General features: G+C 69.5%; 22 protein-coding genes. 13 read left to right on the forward strand and 9 right to left on the reverse strand.

The genetic code is table 11. The features are described from left to right. Nucleotides 1–4: 4 nt before the first annotated feature. On the reverse strand, nucleotides 5–2,998 hold the full coding sequence (locus tag OG798_RS49245; protein WP_328759437.1) for a glycosyl hydrolase: 2,994 nt from the start codon (nucleotides 2,996–2,998) through the stop codon (nucleotides 5–7). Between the two features lie 250 nt (nucleotides 2,999–3,248). On the opposite strand from OG798_RS49245, the gene OG798_RS49250 reads away from it, so the two are divergent. Continuing rightward, entirely contained in the window at nucleotides 3,249–3,941 is a 693-nt protein-coding gene (locus tag OG798_RS49250) for a response regulator transcription factor (protein WP_095850519.1), read from the forward strand. Beyond that, complete coding sequence (locus OG798_RS49255; protein ID WP_121413580.1) at nucleotides 3,938–5,806, forward strand: sensor histidine kinase; 1,869 nt, start codon at nucleotides 3,938–3,940, stop codon at nucleotides 5,804–5,806. The genes OG798_RS49250 and OG798_RS49255 overlap by 4 nt, the downstream gene beginning before the upstream one ends. 213 nt (nucleotides 5,807–6,019) lie before the next feature. Here OG798_RS49255 and OG798_RS49260 read toward each other — a convergent pair whose 3' ends face one another. The 3 genes from OG798_RS49260 to OG798_RS49270 all read right to left on the reverse strand — a co-directional run bounded on the left by OG798_RS49260 (nucleotide 6,020) and on the right by OG798_RS49270 (nucleotide 9,218). Beyond that, entirely contained in the window at nucleotides 6,020–6,187 is a 168-nt protein-coding gene (locus OG798_RS49260) for a hypothetical protein (protein ID WP_328759438.1), read from the reverse strand. 112 nt (nucleotides 6,188–6,299) lie between these two features. Next, complete coding sequence (locus OG798_RS49265) at nucleotides 6,300–8,201, reverse strand: AMP-dependent synthetase/ligase (RefSeq protein WP_328759439.1); 1,902 nt, start codon at nucleotides 8,199–8,201, stop codon at nucleotides 6,300–6,302. 135 nt (nucleotides 8,202–8,336) lie between these two features. Further along, a complete protein-coding gene (locus OG798_RS49270) occupies nucleotides 8,337–9,218 on the reverse strand; it encodes a carbohydrate kinase family protein (protein ID WP_328760185.1) in 882 nt (293 codons plus the stop codon). Between the two features lie 334 nt (nucleotides 9,219–9,552). Here OG798_RS49270 and kstD point away from each other — a divergent pair, with 334 nt between their 5' ends. The 3 genes from kstD (at nucleotide 9,553) to OG798_RS49285 (ending at nucleotide 13,927) form a co-directional block, all read left to right on the forward strand. Continuing rightward, on the forward strand, nucleotides 9,553–11,379 hold the full coding sequence (kstD, locus tag OG798_RS49275; protein WP_328759440.1) for a 3-oxosteroid 1-dehydrogenase: 1,827 nt from the start codon (nucleotides 9,553–9,555) through the stop codon (nucleotides 11,377–11,379). Nucleotides 11,380–11,555: 176 nt separating this feature from the next. Further along, complete coding sequence (locus OG798_RS49280) at nucleotides 11,556–13,223, forward strand: alkaline phosphatase family protein (RefSeq protein ID WP_328759441.1); 1,668 nt, start codon at nucleotides 11,556–11,558, stop codon at nucleotides 13,221–13,223. 110 nt (nucleotides 13,224–13,333) lie between these two features. Further along, nucleotides 13,334–13,927, forward strand: a complete 594-nt coding sequence (locus OG798_RS49285; RefSeq protein WP_121418105.1) for a DinB family protein — start codon at nucleotides 13,334–13,336, stop codon at nucleotides 13,925–13,927. A 37-nt stretch (nucleotides 13,928–13,964) separates the two neighbouring features. On the opposite strand, the gene OG798_RS49290 is transcribed toward OG798_RS49285, so the two are convergent. Further along, entirely contained in the window at nucleotides 13,965–14,417 is a 453-nt protein-coding gene (locus OG798_RS49290; RefSeq protein WP_373558888.1) for a hypothetical protein, read from the reverse strand. A 213-nt stretch (nucleotides 14,418–14,630) separates the two neighbouring features. On the opposite strand from OG798_RS49290, the gene OG798_RS49295 reads away from it, so the two are divergent. The 3 genes from OG798_RS49295 to OG798_RS49305 all read left to right on the forward strand — a co-directional run bounded on the left by OG798_RS49295 (nucleotide 14,631) and on the right by OG798_RS49305 (nucleotide 16,864). Then, nucleotides 14,631–15,188: a DinB family protein gene (locus OG798_RS49295; protein WP_328759442.1), complete on the forward strand. Its 558-nt coding sequence runs from the start codon at nucleotides 14,631–14,633 to the stop codon at nucleotides 15,186–15,188. Between the two features lie 263 nt (nucleotides 15,189–15,451). Further along, nucleotides 15,452–16,462 (forward strand): RNA-guided endonuclease InsQ/TnpB family protein, encoded by a 1,011-nt coding sequence (locus tag OG798_RS49300; RefSeq protein ID WP_121413576.1) that lies wholly within the window; start codon nucleotides 15,452–15,454, stop codon nucleotides 16,460–16,462. A gap of 84 nt (nucleotides 16,463–16,546) precedes the next feature. Further along, nucleotides 16,547–16,864, forward strand: a complete 318-nt coding sequence (locus OG798_RS49305) for a hypothetical protein (RefSeq protein ID WP_328759443.1) — start codon at nucleotides 16,547–16,549, stop codon at nucleotides 16,862–16,864. 163 nt (nucleotides 16,865–17,027) lie between these two features. Here OG798_RS49305 and OG798_RS49310 read toward each other — a convergent pair whose 3' ends face one another. After that, nucleotides 17,028–17,885, reverse strand: a complete 858-nt coding sequence (locus tag OG798_RS49310; RefSeq protein ID WP_328759444.1) for an endonuclease/exonuclease/phosphatase family protein — start codon at nucleotides 17,883–17,885, stop codon at nucleotides 17,028–17,030. Between the two features lie 206 nt (nucleotides 17,886–18,091). Here OG798_RS49310 and OG798_RS49315 point away from each other — a divergent pair, with 206 nt between their 5' ends. Continuing rightward, nucleotides 18,092–19,153 carry a hypothetical protein gene (locus tag OG798_RS49315; protein WP_095850508.1) on the forward strand — a complete coding sequence of 354 codons (1,062 nt, stop codon included), beginning with the start codon at nucleotides 18,092–18,094 and terminating at the stop codon, nucleotides 19,151–19,153. A gap of 29 nt (nucleotides 19,154–19,182) precedes the next feature. On the opposite strand, the gene OG798_RS49320 is transcribed toward OG798_RS49315, so the two are convergent. Next, the gene (locus OG798_RS49320) at nucleotides 19,183–19,959 is read right to left on the reverse strand and encodes a sugar phosphate isomerase/epimerase family protein (RefSeq protein ID WP_328759445.1); all 777 of its coding nucleotides are present in this window, start codon (nucleotides 19,957–19,959) and stop codon (nucleotides 19,183–19,185) included. A 236-nt stretch (nucleotides 19,960–20,195) separates the two neighbouring features. Here OG798_RS49320 and OG798_RS49325 point away from each other — a divergent pair, with 236 nt between their 5' ends. The 4 genes from OG798_RS49325 (at nucleotide 20,196) to OG798_RS49340 (ending at nucleotide 21,481) form a co-directional block, all read left to right on the forward strand. Further along, a complete protein-coding gene (locus OG798_RS49325; RefSeq protein WP_095850506.1) occupies nucleotides 20,196–20,411 on the forward strand; it encodes a hypothetical protein in 216 nt (71 codons plus the stop codon). 130 nt (nucleotides 20,412–20,541) lie between these two features. Continuing rightward, a complete protein-coding gene (locus tag OG798_RS49330) occupies nucleotides 20,542–20,727 on the forward strand; it encodes a hypothetical protein (protein WP_060896809.1) in 186 nt (61 codons plus the stop codon). Then, nucleotides 20,724–21,035, forward strand: a complete 312-nt coding sequence (locus OG798_RS49335) for a hypothetical protein (RefSeq protein ID WP_179436291.1) — start codon at nucleotides 20,724–20,726, stop codon at nucleotides 21,033–21,035. The genes OG798_RS49330 and OG798_RS49335 overlap by 4 nt, the downstream gene beginning before the upstream one ends. A gap of 212 nt (nucleotides 21,036–21,247) precedes the next feature. Continuing rightward, entirely contained in the window at nucleotides 21,248–21,481 is a 234-nt protein-coding gene (locus OG798_RS49340) for a hypothetical protein (RefSeq protein WP_095850505.1), read from the forward strand. A 96-nt stretch (nucleotides 21,482–21,577) separates the two neighbouring features. Here OG798_RS49340 and OG798_RS49345 read toward each other — a convergent pair whose 3' ends face one another. Together OG798_RS49345 and OG798_RS56815 are read right to left on the reverse strand one after the other, a co-directional pair. After that, nucleotides 21,578–22,759 carry an amidase domain-containing protein gene (locus tag OG798_RS49345; protein ID WP_097228685.1) on the reverse strand — a complete coding sequence of 394 codons (1,182 nt, stop codon included), beginning with the start codon at nucleotides 22,757–22,759 and terminating at the stop codon, nucleotides 21,578–21,580. Between the two features lie 459 nt (nucleotides 22,760–23,218). After that, nucleotides 23,219–23,476 (reverse strand): hypothetical protein, encoded by a 258-nt coding sequence (locus OG798_RS56815; RefSeq protein ID WP_179436290.1) that lies wholly within the window; start codon nucleotides 23,474–23,476, stop codon nucleotides 23,219–23,221. Between the last annotated feature and the right edge of the window lie 13 nt (nucleotides 23,477–23,489).

The raw sequence follows: 23,489 nt of genomic DNA on the forward strand, positions 1-23,489 counted from the left end.
CCGGTCAGTCGATCCGTGCCTCGCCGTACGGCACCAGCCGCACCGGCCCGAGCAGTCCGTACGCCTGCCGCGCCGTACCGCCGTAGACCGCGGGGTCGCTGACCCGCAGCCGGTTGGAGAGCGGGGTGGCGACCTCGACCTCGATGACATTGGCCCCGCGCCTGAGCATGTCGCCCAGGTCCACGACCGGATGGATCTGGTCCACGGGGTCGAGGCGGTGCCCGTTCACGGTGACCCGGCAGGTGTCGGTCACGGTGCCCAGTTCCAGGCGGGCGCCGTGGCCGCCGGTCCACCCGTCGCCGAGGGTGACCGTGGTGCGGTAGCGGCCGATTCCGGAGACGTCCGCGAGCTCGGTGATCTGCGACCAGGGCAGCAGCGCGTCGAGGGTGAGGTCGTGCTCGACGACGGTGGTGCGGTAGGGCGTGTCGCCGGGCCGCCAGTCCTGGACGTGCAGTTGCCAGGAGGCGAGATCCATCGGCGCGGGGACGGCCTTGAGTGTCGCCCGCACGGTGCGGCCGGAGGACAGGACGGTGCTGTACGTGCCTGCCGTGGTCGCCCGGACGGTGAGTCCGGCGTCGGTGAGGCGCACCTCGTCCGCCTCGCTGTTGACCGCGTGCGGTCGGCGGCCGGCACGGTCGCCGAAGAGGCCGGGGCGGCCGAGGGCCAGGATCAGGGTCTCGGCGGGCTGGAGGGTGACGCGGGCGGTGACGGTGTCGCCGTCCTCGGTGTAGCGGGCGAGGCGCTCGGACTTTCCGGTCCACGGGTCGAGGAGGTAGGGCACGGCGCCCGCGGTCGTGCGGCGCAGGGTGACCTCGTGGTCGATCGCGGCCACCGGCGGTTTGACGGTCTCGGCGTGCTTGCCGTTGCAGAGGTAGTAGTAGTCGACGCCGTCGGCCACGCGGTGGGCGTTGAGCAAGGTGGAGGAGGTCGCGTACCGGACGTCGGGTGCCACCCCGAGGTCGGCGAGAGCGGTCGGGACGGCCGACTTGTCGGTGACCTGGCGGACCAGCGGCTGGGCCAGCAACTCGGCGACCACGGAACGCAGTTCGTCGCTCTCGCCGCGGTCCGGGACGCCGGGTGACACGACAGTGTCCCAGGCGCCGAGCAGCACGACGGGCAGTCCGGCGCGGGCGAGGCGCAGCAGGGCGCGGGCGTCGGACAGCGCCAGGGTGACCGTGGAGCCGTAGAAGAAGTCGCCCTCGACGAACAGGGCCTTGTACGCGGGGCCTTCGGGTGCGAGGCGCCCGTGGCGCACGATGGCGGCGGGCAGGTCGAGCAGCGGCCCGCTGAGGAACTGGTGGGTCCAGCCCAGGGGGATGCCCGTCGCGGTGAACCAGGAGGCGCCGATGCCGGTGGCGGTGTACCCGGTCTGCCGGAACACCGCGACGTCGACGCGCGGGCGGCCGCTCTGCAGCACCTGGTGAACCCGGCCCAGGTACCCCGACACGTCCGCGACGTGCCGCCAGGTCGGATGCCGCGGGCCCCAGGACTCTCCATAGCCGACCGTCCCCTTGTACGGGGTGAAGGCGGCGTATCCGGGCCAGTTCACGCCCGGCAGCTCGGCGTAGGAGAAGCCGTGGACGACCGTCTGGTTGACCCCTGCCGCGTAGGCGCCGCCCATGGTGCGCAGGAACTTCTGCCAGGTGGTGTTGTACGCGCCGCCGGCGTAGGCGCCCGCCTCGCAGGACAGCACGGTGTGCCCCGCCATGTCTCGGCCGCCCGCCAGGCAGCGGTAGTCGTCGAGGTTCTTGAAGCCGAGGGATTCGCCCTCGGGGATGTCCAGGAGCGCGGCCGAGGCGATCGCGTCGGTCTGCAGACCGTAGGGCTGGGAACGCAGTTCGAGGCCGAGGGAATGGGCCCAGGTCCGCAGGGCCGTCACATGGTGCCGGTTGAAGAGGACGGACACCGTTTCCCAGAAGTCGTGCCGGATCTGCCGGGTGACGGCGGCTTCGAACGCGAAGACCTGGCTGCCGTGGTTGAGGAGCACGGCGGGCAGCAGCGGCAGCAGGGAGCGGCCGGTGTGGGCGAGGAACGCGTCCGGGAGGCCGGGCGTCCACTGGAGGCCGTCGGTCTCCAGCTCGATGGAGTCCTCGAAGAGCGCCCCGCCCGAGACCCTGAGCAGGCGCCGGACGGTGGGGGAGAGGAGGTGGGCCTCCCAGAAGTCGGTCACCGCGCGTGTGCCGGCCGCGCTGAAGTGGTCGACCACGTACGCGGCCGGGGCGGTGTGCGGGCCGCCCTCCGGAGTCTGCCCGGAACCGCGAACCCAGTAGGACACGATCACCCAGCTGCCGTCGTCGGGTGCGGTCCAGGTGAGCGTGCCGTCGGTGACGGCGCCGGTGAGGTCCCGGACCGAGTCCAGGTCGAGCCCCGTCTCCTTGCGGGTGGAGTTCGCGGTGTTCACCCGGGCGGCCTGGACCAGGAGCAACTGCTGCCGGGTCACGCCCGAGGCGGCGGCGTGGACCGGGGGCGGCACGGGACCGGAGTAGACGGTTCCCGCCGTCAACGTGGCCGTTCCGTAGGCGAGTTCCTTGACCGCCGCCTCGCTGTCCGGCGTGATGCCGGGTACCGCCGCCGGCCAGCTGGGGCCGATGGTCAGGTCGACGGTGAGGCCGCGCCGGGCCGCCTGGCCGAGTGCCGCCTCCACGCCCGCCACCCACGCGGCGCTGCCCCAGCCGTGCCGCGCGGTGTCCAGGACCGAGGAGTCCGTGACGCTGTGATGGACCGCGGCTATCTCGGCCCCGCCGAAACCGGCGTCGGCGATCTGGTCGATCTCGCGTCTGATCTCGTCGGGCTGGACGAGGCCGTCGGGCCACCACCAGCGGAACTTCGGCCGCACGGCGCGCCCGGGCGTAGCGAAGGCCGGACCGACGGCGGTCGAGGCCCTCGCCACCGCGGGCAGGCTCCAGTCGAACGCACCGGCAGCGGCCGTGGCGACAGCGGCTCCGAGGAGAGCGCGGCGGGGAGGCCCCGAGCGGCGGGCCGGGGTGACGTTGCTCATGGATCTCGTCCACTCTCTCGGAGGGCAGCACAAACAGGACCCCTTCGGGGCCCACACTTTTGAATCGTTTAAATCCTCCGGGAAGCTACGGCCCCGGATCGGAGGGCGTCAAGATCCGTGCACACCTTCGACCACCGTCGCGTCAGGTGGCGTGCGTGAGCTTCGCAGGCGGACATCAGGAAGTTGTCAGGCTGTGGGAAGACTCTCTCGCCTCCCTTTTTCCCGAGCGCAGGCGCTTACCATCGCCCACGTGTGCGCACATGTGCTGGTCGCGGAGGACGACGAGAAGCAGGCGGAGCTGATACGCCGCTCACTGCTTCAGGAGGGACACACCGCGACCGTGGTCCACGACGGCGGGGCCGCGCTCGACGAGGTGCGGAGGCGCAAGCCCGACCTCGTCGTCCTCGACCTGATGCTGCCGGTGCTCGACGGCTTCGGCGTATGCCGGGTACTGCGTCGGGACGACGACATCCCCGTCCTCATGCTCACCGCCCGCTCCGCCGAGGAAGACGTCCTGCTCGGCCTGGAGCTCGGCGCCGACGACTACATGACCAAGCCGTACAGCCCGCGCGAGCTGATGGCCCGTATCCGCACGGTCCTGCGGCGCAGCGGGCGCCCGGCCGACGAGCAGGACCGGGCCGTACGGGCCGCCGGAATCACCGTCGACCCGGTCCGGCACGAGGTGCACTGCGACGGCGCGCGCGTGGAGTGCACCCCGGGCGAGTACGAGATCCTGCGCGCCATGACCGCGGATCCCGAACGGGTCTTCTCCCGGCGGCAGTTGCTCCAGTGCACCCGCGGTATCGACCGGGCCTCCACCGAACGGGCCATCGACGTGCACATCATGAACCTGCGCAAGAAGATCGAGCCCGACCCCCGCCGGCCGGTGCGGCTGCTGACCGTGTTCGGCGTCGGGTACAAGCTCAGCGGTGGGCGCGGGTGAGCTCCGGCATACCGCTGCGCAAGAGGCTGCTCGTACGGCTGATGATCACCTCGGTGCTCATCGCCCTGTGCTCGGTGGCGGCGACGGCGTGGCTGGCGGTGCAGACGACGACCCGCGCCATCCAGGAGGAGCAGGGGCAGGTCCTCGCCGACGACACGGACATCCTCCGGCAGCTCAGTGGATACGCCGCCACCCACCCGAGCTGGGCGGGCGTCCAGGACACCGTGCGCCGGCTGTCGGCCGCCACCGGGCGACGGATCGCGCTGACGACGGCGGACCGTACGCCGATCGCCGACTCCGCCAAGTCCCGTACCGCCCTGCCGCCCGGGGCCGCCGCCACCGTCGACCCCTTGCACACCGACACCTACTCGGAGCCAGGGGCCCAGCTCAGCGGCGTCGACCCGCGCGCGGTGGGGCCCTACCGGCTGACGCCCCTGGAGCGGGCACGGCTGGGCAAGCTGGCGACTCTGCGGCAGAAGTGCGCCGCGCGCAACGGTGTCGACACCACGATCACCTGGACGCCGAGCGGTAGGCCCGTCCTGTCGGACGAGAACGGGATCCTCCCGAACTCGACCGTGCCCGACGTGTGCGCGGACGGACAGCTCAACACCCTGACGCACACCGAGGAGACAGCGGTGGCCAGGCTGGCGAGCCTTGCCGGGGCATGCCTGCGGCGCAAGGACCTTTCTCTGTACGAGAAGGGGTTCATCTCGCTGGAGTTCTCCAGCCTGGCCCCGCAGCCGCAGTTTGCCCTGGGGAGGAAGAGCCCGGGCGGACATCCCATGGCGATGGAGGCGAAGGGGAACGAGTGTCTCGCCGAAGCGCGCCGGGAGCAGCTCGACCCCGATGTCGCGCCCGTCGCCGAGCTGTTCCTGGGCACGGGGGACAGCGCCCTCCCGCACTTCGACATGTCGAACGCCAACAAGGCCAAGATCGTCGGAGTCACCGGTCTCGTCCTGGCCCTCACCGTGGCCGTGACCGCGCTGGTCGCCACCCGCCTCGTACGCCCGCTGCGCGCGCTCACGCAGGCCGCCCAGCAGCCGTTGGAACAGCATGCACGGGTGCCCGTCACCACCCGCGACGAGACGGGCATCCTGGCGCTCGCCTTCAATGAGCTGACCGAGCGCCGGGAACGGATGGAGGCCCAGCGCAAGGCGATGGTCAGCGACATCGCGCATGAACTGCGCACCCCGCTCACCAACATCCGCGGCTGGCTGGAGGTGACCCGCGACGGCATCGTCGACCCCGACCCGGAACTGCTCGCTTCCCTGCACGAGGAGGCGGTACTGCTCCAGCGGGTCATCGACGATCTCCAGGACCTCGCTGCGGCCGACGCGGGCACCCTCGCGCTGCACCGCGAGGCCGTCCGCGCCGACGAGCTGCTCGAACAGGTCGTCGCGGCGCACCGGGTGGGAGCGGAGGCTGCGGGCATCGGGCTGCGGACGGGGACGGACGGGACGTCCGCGCCGACGGGGAGCGGGACTGCGTGGATCGACGCGGATCCGGTCCGGATGCGGCAGGCACTCGGCAATCTGGTGTCCAACGCGATCCGGCACACACCGGACGGCGGCACGATCACCCTCTCCGCCCGGAAGGAGGAGGACCAGGTCGTCCTCGAGGTGGCCGACACCGGCAGTGGTATCTCCGCGGAGGATCTGTCCAGCGTCTTCGACCGGTTCTGGCGGGCCGAGAAGTCCCGCAGTCGGCGCACCGGCGGCAGTGGGCTCGGCCTGTCCATCGTCCGCCAGCTCGTGGCCGCCCACGGGGGTACCGTCGCGGTGGCGAGTGAACTCGGCGCCGGTTCGGTCTTCACCCTGCGGCTGCCCGCCACCGACCCTCCGGTGGACGCGGACGAGCTCCGCTGACCTGCGCAGGGTGGTGGTGGCGGTACCAGGATCCGCGTTCCCCCGTACAGGAGGGATCTGGTTGCCCCGGCGTCCTGGCAGCACTGTGGTCACATGAACACCACCAGGATGCCGGGGGCCGGAATTCGTGTGACGCCCCTGCGCTCGCTCGCGGGACGCACCTATGTCCCGCGCCGCGGAGGAAGCGGAAGAGGCGCAGAGAGGCCACGAGGGTCAGAAAGTCAGGCTCCGGCCGTCCAGGCAGTCGGGGTCGAAGGTGAAGATGCCGGGGGTGTCGTCCATGACGTGGAGCCTCCAGGCGCCGTCGGCGGGGAGTGCCGGGGCGTCGACCGGGTGGGTCGCGTGCGGCTCCGTGCCCGTTTCCCGGGCGAAGTCGTTCACCAGGGCCTCTCCGGCGGATCAGGCTGATGACCTGGCCGCCTGTGAAGTCGTGGGCGAGGTCGACGGAAACGGGCCACTTCCCGACCGCGGGAAGTGGCCCGTGCGGAGTTCCTCACCGGAACACGTTGTCGGAATCGTCCCAGATCGAGGGCTCGCTCGGCGTGTACTCCCGCGGGACCCTCGACGAGGTCTGGTACATCGCGTCGATCTCGGCGGCGAAACGCCGTGAGATGGCGTCCCGGCGCAGCTTCATCGACGGGGTCAGCAGGCCGTTGGTCTGGTCGAAGGGTTCGGGGAGAACACGGAACACCCGGATGGACTCGGAGCGGGACACGGTGCTGTTGGCCGCGGCCACGGCGCGTCTGACCTCCTCCCGCAGCTCGTTCTCCTCCCTTGCGTCCCGCGCCGACGTGCCCCCCTTGGACCAGGCCCCGCGCCAGTGCGCGAGGAAGTCGGGATCAAGGGTGATGAGGGCACCCACACACGGCCGGTTGTCGCCCACGACGACCGCCTGATGGATCAACGGGTGGACGCGCAGCCGCTCTTCGAGGGCCGCGGGAGCCACGCTCTTGCCGCCGCTCGTGATGATGACGTCCTTCTTGCGGCCGGTGATGGCCAGATACCCCTCGGCGTCGAGGCGCCCGAGGTCGCCCGTCGCCAGCCAGCCGTCCTGGAACGCGGCGTACGTGGACGGGGGATCGTTGACGTAGCCCTGGAACACCGAGGGCCCCCACACCAGGATCTCCCCGTCCTCGGCCACCCGGATGTCCGTACCGGGCAGGACGCGGCCGACCGTTCCGAACTTCTCGCGCCCCACGGGCTGGGCCGTGATGCCGCCGCTCGTCTCGGTGAGCCCGTACCCGTCGTGGATGACGATCCCGATGCCCGCGTAGAAGAGGGCGAGTTCACGGTTGAGCGGGGAGCCGCCCGACACCGCGCCGCACACTCGTCCCCCCAGGGCGGCCCGCAGCTTCCGGTAGATGGTCTTCTCGTACAGGGTGTGCTGCAGGCGCAGGTCGAAGCCGGGGCCGGAGCCCTTGCCCAGTCGCTGGCGTTCGGTGGCCGCGGCGAAGTCCTTCGCCGTCTGGACGGCACGCTCGAACAGGGCTCCGCGGCCCGTCCGTTGCGCCGTACGCAGGAAGTTCTTGTAGAGCTTTTCGAAGACGAACGGAACGGCGTAGAGATAGGTCGGGCGGAAGGAGAGGAGCGCCGCGGAGAGCGTCTCCTCACTGATATCGGGCTCGTGTCCCAGCAGGATGCCGCCCCGCAGACAGAGCCCTTGAACCATGAGGCCGTACACGTGCGAGAAGGGCAGGAAGGCGAGGACGGCGGGCTGCTCACCAGGGGGAGCAGCCGTGTGTCTCCAGCCCGCGAGGAGGGTGTCGCAGGGGCTGGCGAGGTTACGGTGGGTGAGGGCACAGCCCTTGGGGTGCCCCGTCGTCCCGGAGGTGTAGGCGATGACCGCGGTCGAGTCGGGCAGCACGATGCGGCGCAGTGAGTCCACCGTCGTCGTCGGGATCGCCCGGCCCCGCTCGACCAGCTGTGCCAGTGCCCCGGTGTCCAACTGCCAGACGTGGCGCAGCGACGGGAGCGACGCGCATGCCGAGCCGACCGTCATGATCCCCTGCTCGTCCTCGACGACCACGGCGACACAGCCCGCGTCCTGGAGGATCCACGCGACCTGCTCGTGCGACGAGGTCGGGTAGATCGGCACGACCTCGGCGCCGACCGCCCACAGCGCGTAGCTGAGGACGGTCCACTCGTAGCGTGTACGTGCCATGACGGCCACCCGGTTCCCCGGGCGCAGGCCGGACACGACCAACCCCCGGGCCAGATCGACCACTTCGTCCCACAGCTCGGCCGCGGTCACCGTCGTCCAGATGCCGGGACTGTCGTCGAGACGGCGTGCGACCTGTGGCAGGTCCGGCTCGCGGCGAGCCGTTTCGAAGAGACTGTCGGCGAGCCCACCCTGCATCACTGTCGCAGCCGGTGAAGGATTTTCGAACGCGTGCATCGCCGCTCCAGAATTCTCCCCGGCATGACCCCACCGAGAGGCTCCGGTGCCGAGGATTCACGAATCTAGCCCAGACCGACCACGACTGTGTCGGATTCAGGCAGCAGTTCGTCTACCGATGAGGTTACGGTCGTATCAGGGACTTGCCACGCTCAGGAGCGTCTCCCGGGAGATGAGGGCGGTCGAGCCCGGTGCCGTACAGGCGTGGGCACCCGCGATCGCCCCGAGCCGGGCGCACTCCCGCACGTCCCGGCCGGCGAGCCTTCCGTACAGGAAGCCGCACACGTACGCGTCGCCCGCGCCGTTGGAGTCCACCACGGGAGCGGACGGGACGGCCGCCGGAATGTGCTGTGGACCGGGGCCGCCGTCTCTGGTGAGGACGTAGGAGCCGTCCGCGCCCGCCGTGGCGACCACCGTGTGGGCCCGCCCGGCGCGGAGGATCTCCCGCATCAGCGCGGGGGCTTCGTCGCCCACGCCCGCCGCGCTGAAGAAGACGAGATCGGAGCGGAGGGCGAACTCCCGATGGTGGTCCGCGAGGCCGTCCCAGTCGTGCAGATCGGTGGAGACAGGGACGCCGAGGTCCTCGATGTCGTCGTAGAGGAAGCGCCCGAAGTTCATGATGGAGAGGTGGACGTGGCGGGCGCGCCGCAGCCGCGGTAGGTAGAAGTCCCGGGGCATCCGCAGATCCGCCGGGTCGCGGCCGTCGTAGAAGGACATCCGACGGCCGGACGCGTCCACCAGGTTGACCGCGCGCCGCGTTCCGGCGGGGGAGATCTGCGGGAGGAACTCGACACCGCCCTTGGCCATCCGCTCGCGCACCTGTGCGCCGATCCAGTCGTCACCGATGCAGTCGAGCAATCCGACCTTGAGGCCCAGCGCCCGCACGCCGAGGGCGACGTTCCCTCCGGTGTGACCGGGCCACTCCTCGATCGGGCCGACATGGACGGAGTCGGCGAGCGGGACCGGCAGGGAGTCGACGCGGACGATGGTGTCCACGCCGGTGCCGCCGATCACCAGGACGTCGTATGTCCCGTACTGGTCGTATGCGCTGTACGGGTCGTGGTCGTGGTCGCTGTTCTGGTTGTTTTCCGCGTGCTGTGGGATCACAGATCCATCTGCCCTCTCCTTCCCCGCCGCCCCCAGTATGGCGGGCCGTCCCACAACGCGGCGGACAGCCGGTCGGTTCATGCCGCGGCGGGAACGGCCGCCGACCGCTCGGCGTGGCCCTTGACTTCACAAGACCACCGCGCGACATTCCTGACTCCGCATCAGAACCGGGACGCGGAAGACCCGTTGCTTCCCGGGGCACAGCACGCTCGCCCATTCCTTCGCCCGGCTGGAGCGCCCTGCCATGTCCACGAACGCGGACCCTGTGAGACGTACCGACGCTTCCTCTGCGTACTCCACCGCTTCCACCTCCGCACCCGGCCCGTCGCGTCGCCGGGTGCTCGGCGCGGCGACGGGAGCCGGGCTCGCGCTCGCGGCCGGTCTGCCAGGTGCCGCGGACGCGGCCGACCTACCTCTGCTCGGCACGTACGACGTGGTGGTGATCGGCTCCGGAGCGGCGGGGATGACCGCCGCGCTGACGGCTGCGAAACAGGGGCTGAGCTGCGTCGTCGTGGAGAAGGCGCCCACGTTCGGGGGATCGGCGGCGCGTTCCGGCGCGGGCGTCTGGATCCCCAACAACCCGGTGATCCTCGCCGCGGGGGTGCCGGACACCCCGGCGAAGGCCGCCACCTACCTCGCGGCGGTGGTCGGCCCCGACGTCTCCGCCGCACGCCAGCAGGCCTTCCTCGGCAGCGGCCCCGCCATGATCTCCTTCGTCATGGCGAACAGCCCGCTCCGCTTCCGCTGGATGGAGGGGTACAGCGACTACTACCCCGAACTCCCCGGCGGACTGCCCGGCGGCCGCTCCATCGAACCCGACCAGCTCGACGGCAACATCCTCGGTGCCGAACTCGCCCATCTGAACCCGTCGTACATGACCGTACCGACCGGCATGGTCGTCTTCAGCTCCGACTACAAGTGGCTCACGCTCGCCGCGGTCAGCGCGAAGGGTGCCGCCGTCGCCGCCACCTGCCTGGCCCGCGGCACCCAGGCGGCCCTCCTCGGCCAGAAGCCCCTCACCATGGGCCAGTCGCTGGCGGCCGGCCTGCGTGCCGGACTGCTTGCGGCCCAGGTTCCGGTGTGGCTGAACACCCCGCTCTCCGACCTGTACCTGGAGAACGGCACCGCCACGGGAGCCGTGGTCATCAGGAACGGCACCCCGGGCCTCATCAGAGCCCGGCACGGGGTGATCGTCGGATCCGGCGGCTTCGAGCACAACGCGGCCATGCGCGACCAGTACCAGCGACAGCCCATCGGCACCGAGTGGACCGTCGGCGCCAAGGAGAACACCGGCGACGGCATCCAGGCGGGTCAGCGGGCCGGCGCGGCGCTCGACCTGATGGACGACGCATGGTGGGGCCCGGCGATCCCGCTGCCCGACCAGCCGTACTTCTGCCTCGCCGAACGCACCCTGCCCGGCGGGCTCCTCGTCAACGCCGCCGGCGCGCGCTTCGTCAACGAAGCGGCCCCCTACAGCGATGTCGTGCACATCATGTACGACCGTGACAGCGGCGCGCCCGACATCCCGGCGTGGCTGATCGTCGACCAGAACTACCGTAACCGCTACCTCTTCAAGGACGTGCTGCCTACCTTCACGTTCCCCGATACGTGGTACACGTCCGGCGCCGCCCACAAGGCGTGGACCCTCGACGCCCTCGCCGGGCAGATCGGCATGCCCGCCGCCGCGCTCCGCACCAGCGTCAACCACTTCAACAGCCTTGCCCTGCACGGCAACGACACCGACTTCCATCGCGGCGACAGTGCCTACGACCACTACTACACCGACCCCGCGATCCTCCCCAACTCCTGCCTGGCGCCCCTGTGGCTCGCCCCCTTCTACGCCTTCAAGATCGTTCCAGGTGATCTGGGCACGAAGGGCGGCCTGCGCACGGACGCCCGGGCGCGGGTACTGCGGCCGGACGGATCCGTCATCCCGGGCCTGTACGCCGCCGGAAACGCCAGCGCGGCCGTCATGGGCCACAGCTACGCGGGAGCGGGTTCGACGATCGGCCCGGCGATGACCTTCGGCTACATCGCGGCGCTGGACATCGCGGCCGGCGCGGGCGCCTGAGCGGAACTCGCGGGAACCCACAGGAACTCGGGTGCCAAACAGCCTTTGCGTGCGCAGTTGCGTTTCTTGGCCATTACGGGACACGCGAGTCCGCCTCTGTACATGTTGCGCGTCTCCTATGGCGGTGCATGGTTCGCAGGTTTCACATGCTCCGCACAGCCAGAGGAGAACGACCCGTGTTCCGACGTCCCGCCCGTCCCGTCACCGCGGCTGCCGCCGCGCTCGCAGCCGTCGGCGGCCTCACCGCCTCCGCGACCGCCGCTACACCCGCCCCTGCCACATCCACCTCCGCGCACGCGCACCTCGCGCGCCATGTCCTGCTGTTGTCGATCGACGGCCTGCACCAGTCCGACCTGGCCTGGTACGTCGCACGTCACCCGAAGTCCGCGCTCGCGCGGCTCGCCACCGGTGGGGTCGAGTACACCCATGCGAGGACCACCGACCCCTCCGACTCGTTCCCCGGCCTGGTCGGCCAGCTCACCGGCGGGAACCCGGGCACCACGGGCATCTACTACGACGACGGCTACAGCTCCGCACTCCTCCCGGCCGGAACGATCCACTGCGCGGGCGCCGAGCCCGGCGCCGAGGTCGACTTCACTGAGGACCTGGACCGCAACAAGGACTCCATCGACGCCGGCCAGGGCCTCGCCGGCCTGCCCGGCAGCATCCTCAAGATGACCGGTGCCGCCCGCGGCCTCATCGACCCGTCGAAGCTGCCGGTCGACCCCAAGACCTGCAAGCCCGTGTACCCGCACTCGTATCTGAAGGTGAACACGGTCTTCAACGTGGTCAGAAAGGCCGGACTGCGGACCGCCTGGTCCGACAAGCACGTCGCGTACGAGATCCTCAACGGCCCCTCCGGCAACGGCGTCCAAGACCTTTTCGCCCCCGAGATCAACAGCCAAGCGATCGGCTACCCGGCAGGCACGGACTGGACGAAGGACAACGCGGCGACGGAGCAGTACGACGGATACAAGGCGAAGGCCGTCCTCAACGAGATCGACGGCTACGACCACAGCCGCACCCACAAGACAGGCACCCCGGCGGTCTTCGGCATGAACTTCCAGTCCGTCTCGACCGCCCAGAAGCTGCCCGCCTCCGAGGGGCTGACGGGCGGCTACGCGGCGAAGGGCGTCCCCGGTCCGCTGCTGGCCAAGAACCTCGCCTTCGTGGACCAGGAGGTCGGAGCGTTCCTCACCGAACTGCGCATGCAGCACCTGGACGGCAGCACGACCGTCATCCTCTCCTCCAAGCACGGCCAGTCACCGACCGACCCCAAGGCCCTGACCCGTATCGACGACGGCCCCCTGCTCGACGGCCTCAACGCCGTATGGAAGAAGGCCCACCCGGGTGCCGGTGACCTGATCGCCCACTCCGTGGACGACGACGCCATGCTCATCTGGCTGAACGACCGCTCGCAGGCCGCCACCGCCTTCGCCAAGGCGTACCTGCTCGCCCAGTCCGGTACCGGCAACGACATCGCCGGCAAGGCCAAGCCCTTCACCGCGAGCGGCCTGAAGACCCTGTACGCCGGTGCGGCGGCCGCCCGGTACTTCCACGTCGAGCCGGGCGACTCGCGCGTGCCGGACCTGTTCGGCATCGCCCAATACGGCGTCGTCTACACGGGCGGCAAGAGCAAGATCGCCGAGCACGGCGGCGCCCACGCCGACGACCTCGACGTCCCGCTCGTCGTCTCTGGCGCCGCCACCCCGCACGGCGTGCGCGTCAGCGGCCCGGTGGAGACCACGCAGATCGCCCCGACGATCCTGCGACTGCTCGGCCTCAACCCCCGGGCCCTGGACGCCGTACGCGTCGAGCACACCGCGACCCTGCCGGTGCGCTGACGCCACCCCGACGCTCCACCGACGGGACCGCCGCCATTGCCATGACGACGGTCCCGTCACCGGGTTCCGGGCCCATGGGACTGTCAGTGGTGGCTGCGAGACTGTTGGACATGATCGAATCGAATGCGAAAGCGGATCTTCTCCGCTCTCTGCAAGCCGCCCGCGACGCCCTGCTGTGGAAGCTCGACGGGCTGTCTGAGTACGACGTCCGCCGTCCGCTGACGCCGACCGGAACGAATCTGTTGGGGCTGGTCAAACACGTCACCGGAGTCGAGCTGGGGTACTTCGGCGACACCTTCGGGCGGCCGTTCTTCGAAGAGCCGCCACTCTGGTTCACGGCCGACGCCGAGCCCAACGCGGACATGTGGGCCGACGCCGAGGAGTCGCGCGAACAGATCGCCGGACTCTATCGCCAGGCGTGGAAGCACTCGGACACCACGATCGAGACCTTCGCGCTTGACGCGATCGGTCGTGTGGCGTGGTGGCCCGAGGACCGAAGAGAGGTGACGCTGCACCAGGTCCTGGTGCGCGTGATCGCCGACACCCACCGGCACGCGGGCCACGCCGACATTCTCCGGGAGTCCATCGACGGGGCTGCCGGGATGTGGGAAGGGAACGACAACATGCCGTCGGGCGATCGGTCGTGGTGGGACAGTCATCGAAGCCGACTGGAGCGCGTAGCGCGGGAAGCCGGCCGCGACTGACGCGCCCCGCTGAACCAGGACGCCTCGATCTCAGACGTCAGTTCCACAGGGGAAGGTCGACCCATTGCCCGAATCCGTCCGGCTTCCCCTTGGTGTAGACGAGGCTCAGCTGGGTGTATTGCGACAGCTCAGGGTGCTTCTTCCAAGGCTGTGTGGCGTTGAGCCGCACGATCACCGGGTACGAGTGGAACTTGCCCGCGGCGCAGTACGGCTTGCAGTCGTTCACCACGTTGAAGCCCTCGGCCACCGCGGAGTCCCGGTGCCACTGGGACCAGCGGAGCGAGGTGAGTCGGCTGTTGCCGTCACCGCACGCGAGAATGAAATCGGTGGGGCGCACCTGCGCGTGCCAGAAGCAGTCGACCATCACGGGCTGTCCCGCCTGGCGCTGCGCGGTGGACGTGGGCGTGGGCGGCGGTGACGGAGCAGGGGTGGAGGAAGCTGTTCCGGCAGGGGTGGAGGAAGCTGTTCCCATGATTGCTGCGAGCGACACAGCGGCACAGAACGTCACCGCTGTCCTCACTGTGCGTTTTGGCATGTTCGCTCCCAGTCGCAATCTCTTTCGACCAGCAGGCCCGGTGCCTGATCCGCCCCTTCTTGCGGCGGACGGCTCCTCTATCGACGCTACGACGCTGTCGGAGGATGCACCACTCGCACGGAGTAACGCGTGCTCCCTCCCAGCGACGAACCCCGAAGGAGAGACAGCATGAGTACGAGCAATCCGCGGAGGCGGGCCGCCATGTTCGTCGGAGACGACGACGATCCCCGGCTCGGTGCTCCCTCGACCGGCGAGGAGCGAGCCATGCTCATCGGATTTCTCAGTGCCCAGCGGGCGACGCTGGAGCTGAAGTGCGCGGGCCTGGAAGGGGAATTGGCCCGACGCTCCGTGGAGCCCTCCACGCTCTCGCTGCTCGGACTCGTACGCCATCTCGCCGACGTGGAGCGCCGGTGGTTCCGTCAGGTGCTGGCCGGTCAGGACGCGCCACCACGCTTCTCGTCGGCGGTGGAACCGGACGGCGACTTCGACGGCGCGGTTCCCGATCCCGACCTTGTGACCGAAGCGTGGCAGGCATGGCGCGCCGAGGTCGCGTTCGCCGACGCCTTCACCGGGGACGCGCCCCACCTCGACATCGCGGGCAAGGACGCATGGCGTGGGACGGTGTCGCTGCGCTGGGTGCTGATCCACATGGTCGAGGAATACGCCCGTCACAACGGACACGCCGATCTCCTCCGTGAACGTATCGACGGGGCGATCGGCGTCTGAGGAGGTGATCTCGGAGCTTGATCCAGCACATCGAGTCGGCCGTTGCACTGAGCGTGTCGTCAGCCCGTCGGTTCTGTGGCAGCGTGTCCGCCGTGGGGGAGATGGTGGAGCGAGTGGACGAGCAGGACCGGACACTTGGGGTGGTTGATCGAGGCGAGGCCATCCGCCGAAGGTGGCTGCACCGGGTTGCCACCACCGTCTGCCGCGACCCTGACGGTCGATTCCTCGTCCACCGGCGCCCCGATCACCTGGTACCTCCGATAATGCTGACCGAGGCCCGCGCGAAGACCCCGTGGCTCCGAGAAGGCACGAGCGTCCCCCAGCAGCAGACGGTCAGGGACTTCGCCAAGTCCCGCTCCAGGGCGCTGAAAGACATCGAACGCCGTCTGCCGATGCGGCAGCCCGCGGGCATGCCCAGGCACAAGAAGAAGCGTGAAGCACTGCCGACGCTGAACTACACCACCCGAGGTTTCCGGCTGAAGGACGGCCGCCTGCACCTCGCCGGGAACATCGTCCTCACCGTGGTGTGGTCCCGCGAACTTTCCGCCGCGCCCAGCTCGGTGCGCGTATACCGGGACGCGGTGGGGCACTGGTGGGCGTCGTTCGTCGTGACCACCGAGCTTCAGCCGCTCTCCGGGACCGGTGCCGTCCTCGGCGTGGACTGGGGCGTGAAGGAGACCGCCACCACCACATCCGACGCGCACGACCTGCCGCATGCCGAGCACGGCCGGAAGACGCAGGCCACGTTGTCGCGGTACGACCGGATGATGGCCCGCCGCAATCCGAAGAAGGGCCGGGCGGCCTCGAAGGGCTACCGTGAGGCGAAGAAGTGGCGCGCGGAGACCTACGCGAAGATCGCCCGGCAGCGGCAGGACACCGCCCGCAAGTGGGCCAAGTCCGTCGTCCGGGGACACGACGCCGTCGCTGTCGAGGATTTCCGGCCGAAGTTCCTCGCGAAGACCACCATGGCCCGCAAGGCGGCTGACGCCGCGATCGGCGCCACCAAGCAGGCCCTGATCGAGATGGGCCGCAAGCACGGGCGGGACATCCGCCTCGCGCACCCCGCGCACACCACCATGGACTGCGCATCGTGCGGAGCGAGAACCAAGCACGCACTTCCTCTTTCGGAACGTACCTACACCTGCACCGCGTGCGCAGCCGTGTCCCCCAGGGACAAGAACTCCGCGCGTGTGATGCTGGTCCGGGCCGGTCTCATCCCGGCTGGTGTTGAGGGCGCAAGACCTCTGGGGGCGCTGCTCCCGGAGGGAGCCTGAGCCAGGAATCCCCTCCCTTCAGGGAGGGGAGGATGTCAAGTTTCCCGCTTCCCCGGCCAGTACGACTGGCTGGTCGGTTGTGCCGTGGGCGTGGGCGTGGGCGTGGGCGAGACCTACCCGGCAGTCGCCTGTCGCGAACTCGCCGAACAACTCGGGGTCCACACCCCGACGCGGTTCCTCTTCAAGTACCTGTGCCGGGGCGTCATCAGTCCGTACTGGATGGGCCTGCACGAGGCGGTCCTCAACCAGCCGGTTGTACCGGATGCCTCGGAAATTGCCTGGCACGCCTGGCTCACCCCGGTTGAGCTGCGCGCTGCGATGCACGACACGACCTTCGTCCCCGACGCCCGCGACGCGTTCGACCGGCACCAGGCGGAGAATGCGGGTCCACGCGGCCCCTAGCCACGACGCTCGGCGCCCCCACCGCGTACGGAACGCTCACTCTGACCGCTCTCAACTCGGCCTGGGCCGTGGGCGGCTCGTCCGATCCGCCGTCAGCCCGCGCGGAACGCCGCTGGCCACGTTCGAGGCCGCGACACGACCGCACAGATCCCCGTACGCGGCATCAAGACACCGACGATGCGGTCGGGAGGGCGATGCGTGCGGTCAGTGCCACATGGTCGGAGAGGAACGACCTCTTCCGGCCGCCGAGTTGTACCGGGTCCGTGAACAGCAGGCGGGGTTCGGTCACCGGGTACCGCTCGGCGTCGCCCGCGACCAGTAGATAGTCGACGCGGTGCGCCGAGGCGCCCGATGGCAGCAGCTCGGTGTGGAACGTGGGGCGACCGACCGCGCGGAACGGGTCCCGCCAGGCTCCTCCGTCCACCACCAGTGGGTAAAGGGGGCTGCTGTCCGGGATGTTGAGATCACCGCCGGCGATCACCAGTTCCGTGTCGTCCCGGCGAGCCCTCTGAAGGGCCTGGTGGAACATGACCAACTGCCGCCGCTGGAAGTGATGATGGCGGTTGTCCACCGACCAGTCGCCGTCCTTGTTCGCGGTCAGGTGCACGTTGCCCACCAGCGTCCGGCGTCCCGCCAACTCGAAGGTCAGTACGCCCTGCAGACGCCCCCACAGGGCCCTGGATCCGCGGAACAGCGGGCCGGATTCCTCGGGCCGGGAACCACGGAACGACTCGTACGACATCGACCGCAACGGCAGCCGCGAAAAGGAGGCCAGGCCCCCGGCCGGCTGACCGGCCACTCCGGTGGCGCGGGCGACGAAGGGATACGAGGGCAGGTGCGTGCGGATGGTTCTGAACAGCGCGGCCGTCCAGACCTCTTGGAAGCTGACCACGTCGACGCCCGATTCCTCGATTCTCCGGCAGAACTCGACCGCACGTTCCTTCGGTGGAGGCAACGTCGACGAAAACCCGCAGCAGACATTCATCGACGTCAGGCCGATCTTCGCTGGTCCGCCGTCCATGCGGCACCTCCCCAAATGAGCCAGCCCCCGAGAGTGTCGGGGGCCGACCGTACTGCACTGGGAATCCCTGAGAGGGGTGCGACTCCGACGGTGAATCGCGGTGAACCGAAGTGAATCGCTACTGGTGATCGCGGCGGTGGACAAAAGGGTGTTGGCTCTCGATCGCCGAGCCGGGACAATCCGGGGTGAAGGGCGGGGGAGGATGTATGGCCGTGTTCGTGTGTGCGTCGTGCGGCGCCGCGCTGACCGCCCGCTTGTCGCAGGTGGCGCTTCCCGTCCACGCCCACCACAGCTACGGGCACGAACTGCTGCCCGCGCTCATGGAATCGGGCACATACGCCGTGGACCCGGAACCCTCCGGGCCGCCATGGCGGCAGTGGAGTGAGATCGGGGTGGACGAAACGGAAGCCCGGGGCGTGTTCGCGCCGGTTCCCGCGCTGTCCTTCGGTGCGCCGGGAGCGATCGTCGTCGCGCCGGGTGACACCCGCGGCACCGTGCTGATCCCCGAGCGTTGCGACGGCTATTGCATGGGGCTGGACGGGAGGGACGGTCCCAACCTGGCTTGCGCGCAATGCGGGCGGACGGTGGCAACCCGCATCGACGACTGCTCCCTTTGGCAGGCGGTGTGGTTCGACCCGCAGGCAGTGCGCCGCCTTCCCGCTGAAGGCCCCGGGCACCGGACGGTCGACTGGGAGACGTTGGTCGACGAGCGGCAGGACGCGCCGCCGATCGAGCCGCCCGGAGTGTGGAGCCCACGGTGGGAGGCGGCGGTCGGGGCTGCGCTGGCCCACCTGCTGGCGGCCTCGGCGGGTACGCCCGTGGCCGTCCCTCACGGCCTCCTCGCCGACACGTTCGGCCGCGCGCTCGACGCGCTGCTCCCGCCGGGACCGCCGGTGAGGAACGTGGTCCTGGCCGGCCCAGGCCTGCCTGATCCCGACCGCGCCGTCTCCGACATAGCCCTGGTTCCGCGACACCCGCAGACGGGGACGTCGTGGCAGCCGTCAGCCACGGTGGACACCGTGCCATTGGCTGCCGACGTGTGGATGCATCTGGCCTTCCAGCACGACCGGTTGCCCGTCCCCGCGACAGGCGGAATGCCCGAGGGTGTCTTCCGCGACGACCCGCTGCCGATGCATCCATGGGGGGCGTTCCGGCCTGACGCGAGAGCGTTCCTCCACACGCTGGCACGACTGCCCGCCGTCCGCCGGCCGTGGCTGCGCAGGATCTACGACCGCGTGAGCAACCACCCCTACGCTCGCCCGTTCTAGCCAGGACCTGATCCTCGGACGCAGCGGGTTCAGGCCTGAGCGGGCTGGTCGGCCAGTCGAGCCAGGAGACCGCGGGCGGCATCGACGCACCGACCGACCCGCTCATGCGGGCCGACGCCCGTCATCGCCTCCGCGCGGAGCGGTATCTCGAGGCCGATGACGAGGTCGCGCGGAAGTACCTCGAGCAGGTCGAGCAAGGGCAGTTCGCCCGTCCCCGGCACCATCCGCTCCAACATCGCCTCTTCCATGTAGTGGGGGATGGCGGGCGCCAGCGGGGCGTCGCTCAGCTGGATGTAGCCGATGACACCAGGATCGAGCCGCGCGAGGTCGTCCGGCCCGGAACCGGACCGCACGATGTGCATCGTGTCGACCAGGAGGCGGAAGTCCGGCCGCCCGACCCGACGAATGACGTCGAGTGCACTGGGCAGATCCGGGACCGTCAGACCCGGACTGGCTTCCACCGTCGTCTCCATCCCGAGTGAAGCGGCGGTCTGGGCGACGATGCCGAACTGGTCAATGCTGCGGGCGAGGTCCGGATCGAGAGAGACCGTGTTGATCCGCCGGACACCGAGCTCCGCCATGATCTCGAGATCGCCGACTCTGTCCTGGATGTCGGCTCCCTCGTGGACCACCATGCCTTCCCCGAGCGAGATCGACACGTCGCGATCACGCATTGCGGCAATCATCTCGCGCCGCAGCGTTGGATCATCCCGAAGGGACAAGGGTGGATAGATCGACGGGTTGTACGGATTCGATGTCAGGGCGGTCGAGATGTACCGGCAATTCAGGTCCGCGGCCAGGGACACGAACGTGACCGGAGGCATTCCGAAGACGCTGAGAAGCTCGATCCCCAGCCTTTCCATCCCTCACGCCCGCTTTCGGTGGACCGACACGGCCAAGACATGGCCGGGGCCGTTCTCGGTGACGAAGCGACGTCACCGCACTCGCGAGGGTAATGACATTCTCATACAGCAGAGTTACATTCTCGCATCTGTAGGGCCAGATGCAGAACGATCGATGTGGGCAGCTACCCGGGGGTGCCGTGACCTTGCAGCGGGTCGAAGTCGGGCTGGTCAGCGCCGACGAAGCCTTGGTGGAGTTCGTCGCCGCCGTGTTCGAACTGGAGCGGCTCCCGGCGGTCAGGTCGGGCTCTGGAGTCGTACACCGGCTCGAGGCACCCGGCACGCAGATCAAGGTGATGGTTCCTTCGCGGCGGCCCGCCTCCGCCGAACCGGTCGGCGTCGCGTCTCCGGGATGACGCAAGTCGAGCCTCCTGGCCCGGCGGTGTCCCACTGTTCCCGTGTTCCCGGGAAAGCCCGCCGTATCGAAAAGGCCGCCGTCCCGATTCGTCGCCGCGTGACGGCAGCGATGCCACTACATTTGGTGTCATGACTGCCATCACCCTGCGGATTCCCGACGCCATGGACAAGGCGCTGCGCGACGCCGCAGCTGGCGCCCCCTCCCTGAACGACTACATCCTCCGAGCCGTGCGGCGGCAGATGACGCTGGACGCCGCCCGTCGTCTCGCCCGGATCGAGCCCCTCGATCTGGGCGGCGAGGGCGACGCCCTGTGACGATCCAGAAGGGCGATGTCTGGGACGTCGACACCGGCAAGGGAAACCGCACGGTCCTCGTCGTCAGCCTTGACGGACTGGCCGATGCGTACGGCGCCGTGGTCGCCCTGGTGCTCCACGCCCCGGCCGTGCATCCCGATACGGCGATGAGCGTGCGCCTGACCACCCCGGTCGACGCCTCGGTCGTCGCCGTCAACCTGCTCCAGCTTTCCGCGTCGCGTTTCGAGACCGCCACCCTGCTCGGCACCATCGGGCCCGAGCAGCAGGAGCTCATCGACAACGCGCTCCGGGCGGTCCTCGACCTGTGAGGTGCGCGGCCCGGACCGCATGCCCCGCTGGACCTCATGGACGGCCCTGCTCGGGTATACGATCAGATGGTGCGCGGTGAGCAGGGCGGATTGCCTGTGCGGCGTCTTCCTGAAGGGCTGCGCGCCTGGGAAATGGGAGCCATCGCCCCTGGCGCAGGCCCTGGCGTCCGCCGGGAACCCCGGCCCTGATGAGCGCCGCGCAAGGAGTGCTCATGACCAGTCCACACGAGATCGATCCGCGCGCTCTGGAAGATCCGCGCAACGTCTATCCGACCGACGAAGAGTTCTACAGGAGCGGGCGCCCGGCCGACGCCGCACTGCCGGAGGACCGGCCCCGTGGAGGAGAGCCCTCGACGCCGTTGAAGCGGCGTGGGACGTGGGCGACCGTTGCGCTCGTCGCCGGCATCATCCTGCTGATCCTCGTCGGGATCGCACTGTTCCCGTGAGTGATCGGGAGCAGCCGAAAGTCACCGTCACAAGGGAGACCCGGAAGGAGCGGGAGCCGGACACTCGGACCGGCTCCCGCTCCGGACGGGGACCGCTCAGGTGCGGTAGGCGTAGTACGCCGCGTTCGGGTACGACGCGATGATGCTCGCCACCGACCTGTTGTAGGTGTTGGTGGAGTGGTACGTCACGTACGGCACGCCCTGCGGGCTGCGGTAGGTGACGATCATGCTGTGGTCCTTGGACCCGTCCTTGTTGAAGTCCATCTGCAGGACGTCACCCACGTCCAACTGGTAGACGTTGGCGAGGCTGGTGACCCGTTTGGAGGACAGGGCGAACCACGAGAACTCGTTGACGCCGACGAACGAGTCCGACTGGATGTCGGAGTTGCCGAACCACTTGTGGAAGTCGTCCGTGTAGCCAGGGACATGCTTCCAGCCGCCCGCTTTCAGGGACTGGCTGACGAAGTTGGTGCAGTCGCCGCCGGCACCCTGCCCGTTGAAGTTCGGGTAGGCCGAGTTGTAGTTGTTCCAGTACTTGGCCGCGTACGCCGCCATGGCCTTGTAGTCGTAGCCGGAGGCCGAGAAGTTCTTCGGCTTGGCCGGCGCGGGCCACGTGGTGACGGAGCGGGTCGCCGAGGGCGGGGCGTCGTCGGCGGCCGTCTTCGGCGCGGCGACGAACGTCGTGGCGGCGACCTGGTTGACCGCGACGCCGTCGTCGGTGTCACGGATGCCGGTCAGCTGCCAGTCGCCCTTGCGATCGGCCTTGAACGTCAGCTCGTGGTGCGCCTGGAAGCCGGTGGTCTTCGGCTCGTTGCCCTTGACCTTCTCGTAGGTCAGCGTCGTCGTCTCGGTGACGTTGACCGTGGCGTGACGGCCCTTCAGTCGCGTACGGTCCAGCGAGACGCTCGTGTTGGCCGAGCTGTACTTCTCGCCGAGCGACTCCAGACGCGACTTGCGGCCCCGCAGTTGCGACAGTGCGGACTTCTCCTCGCGCGACAGCGTGGAGGACACCCGCACGTCGCCGGAGAACCGCGACGACAGTGACGTGTTCCGACTGGTCTTGCCGCCGTCCACCAGGGCGTCCGTACGGTCGGTGAAGACCGCGTCCGCCAGCCGTTGGAAGGTGGCTTTGGTCGACGGATCCACGGCGGGATCGGCGACAGTCGACGCGCCCGCGGACCAGTTGGGCAGCAGCGCGGCGCCGGCGACGACCGAGGCGGCCGCTGCCGTGACTATGGTCGCCCGTCGCCGCTTACGGCTCAGTTTCCTTGATCTCAATGATGTTCCCCTCTACGCCGGTACTCGATACCGGGAGCCGCATCCTCGCACGGCATGTGTGGCCCCTGTGAAGGGGGTTGCCGAAGTGGCCCAACCGCAACACACGACTCGTCGACGGGACCGTCGTCCCCCTGCCCGCCCCGACGCCACACCGCCCGTTTTCGTCCCGATACCGCTCGCCCGCACCGGGGTGAAGTAGCCCAAATAGCCGCCCCACGAGGGCGGTGCCCCGCCGCCGCTTCGCCCCGGTGGCCTCCGGCTCCGCGCTCCGTACGCCGACCTCCGCAACGTGCCGTACGGCGAAGGGTCGTTACCGATGGCGGGTCGTGTTGGAAGGCGCGGGCTTCGTCCGGGCCGAAGATTTCGTCGTTGGCCCCCCAGGCGGCCAACAGCGTTCCGGAACAGTGCGAGCTGGATGGCGTCGTTGCCGGGGTGGTAGAGCAGCGCCTGGTCGATGGTTCAGCTGTCCGGGCTGACGAGGCTCGGATCCGCGACCCCGTTCAGGTATTGCCATCGGGTCAGTTCGAGGGCCAGGACCTCGCGGAGGGAGGCTTCGTTCTCGGGCGTCGGGTTCTCGGCGTAGGCGAACAGCCCGTCCCGGAACGCCTTGACGAATCCGTCGGTGTAGCCGTTGCCGTTCTGCGTCGGCGCTCCGTAGTCCTGCGCGTAGACGGAGAACCGGTCGACGTCGAGTTGTCCCAACAGGCCTGCGATCACGTCGGTCAGAGTG

Origin of the sequence: Streptomyces sp. NBC_00271, assembly GCF_036178845.1 — a bacterium.
Lineage (GTDB): Bacteria > Actinomycetota > Actinomycetes > Streptomycetales > Streptomycetaceae > Streptomyces.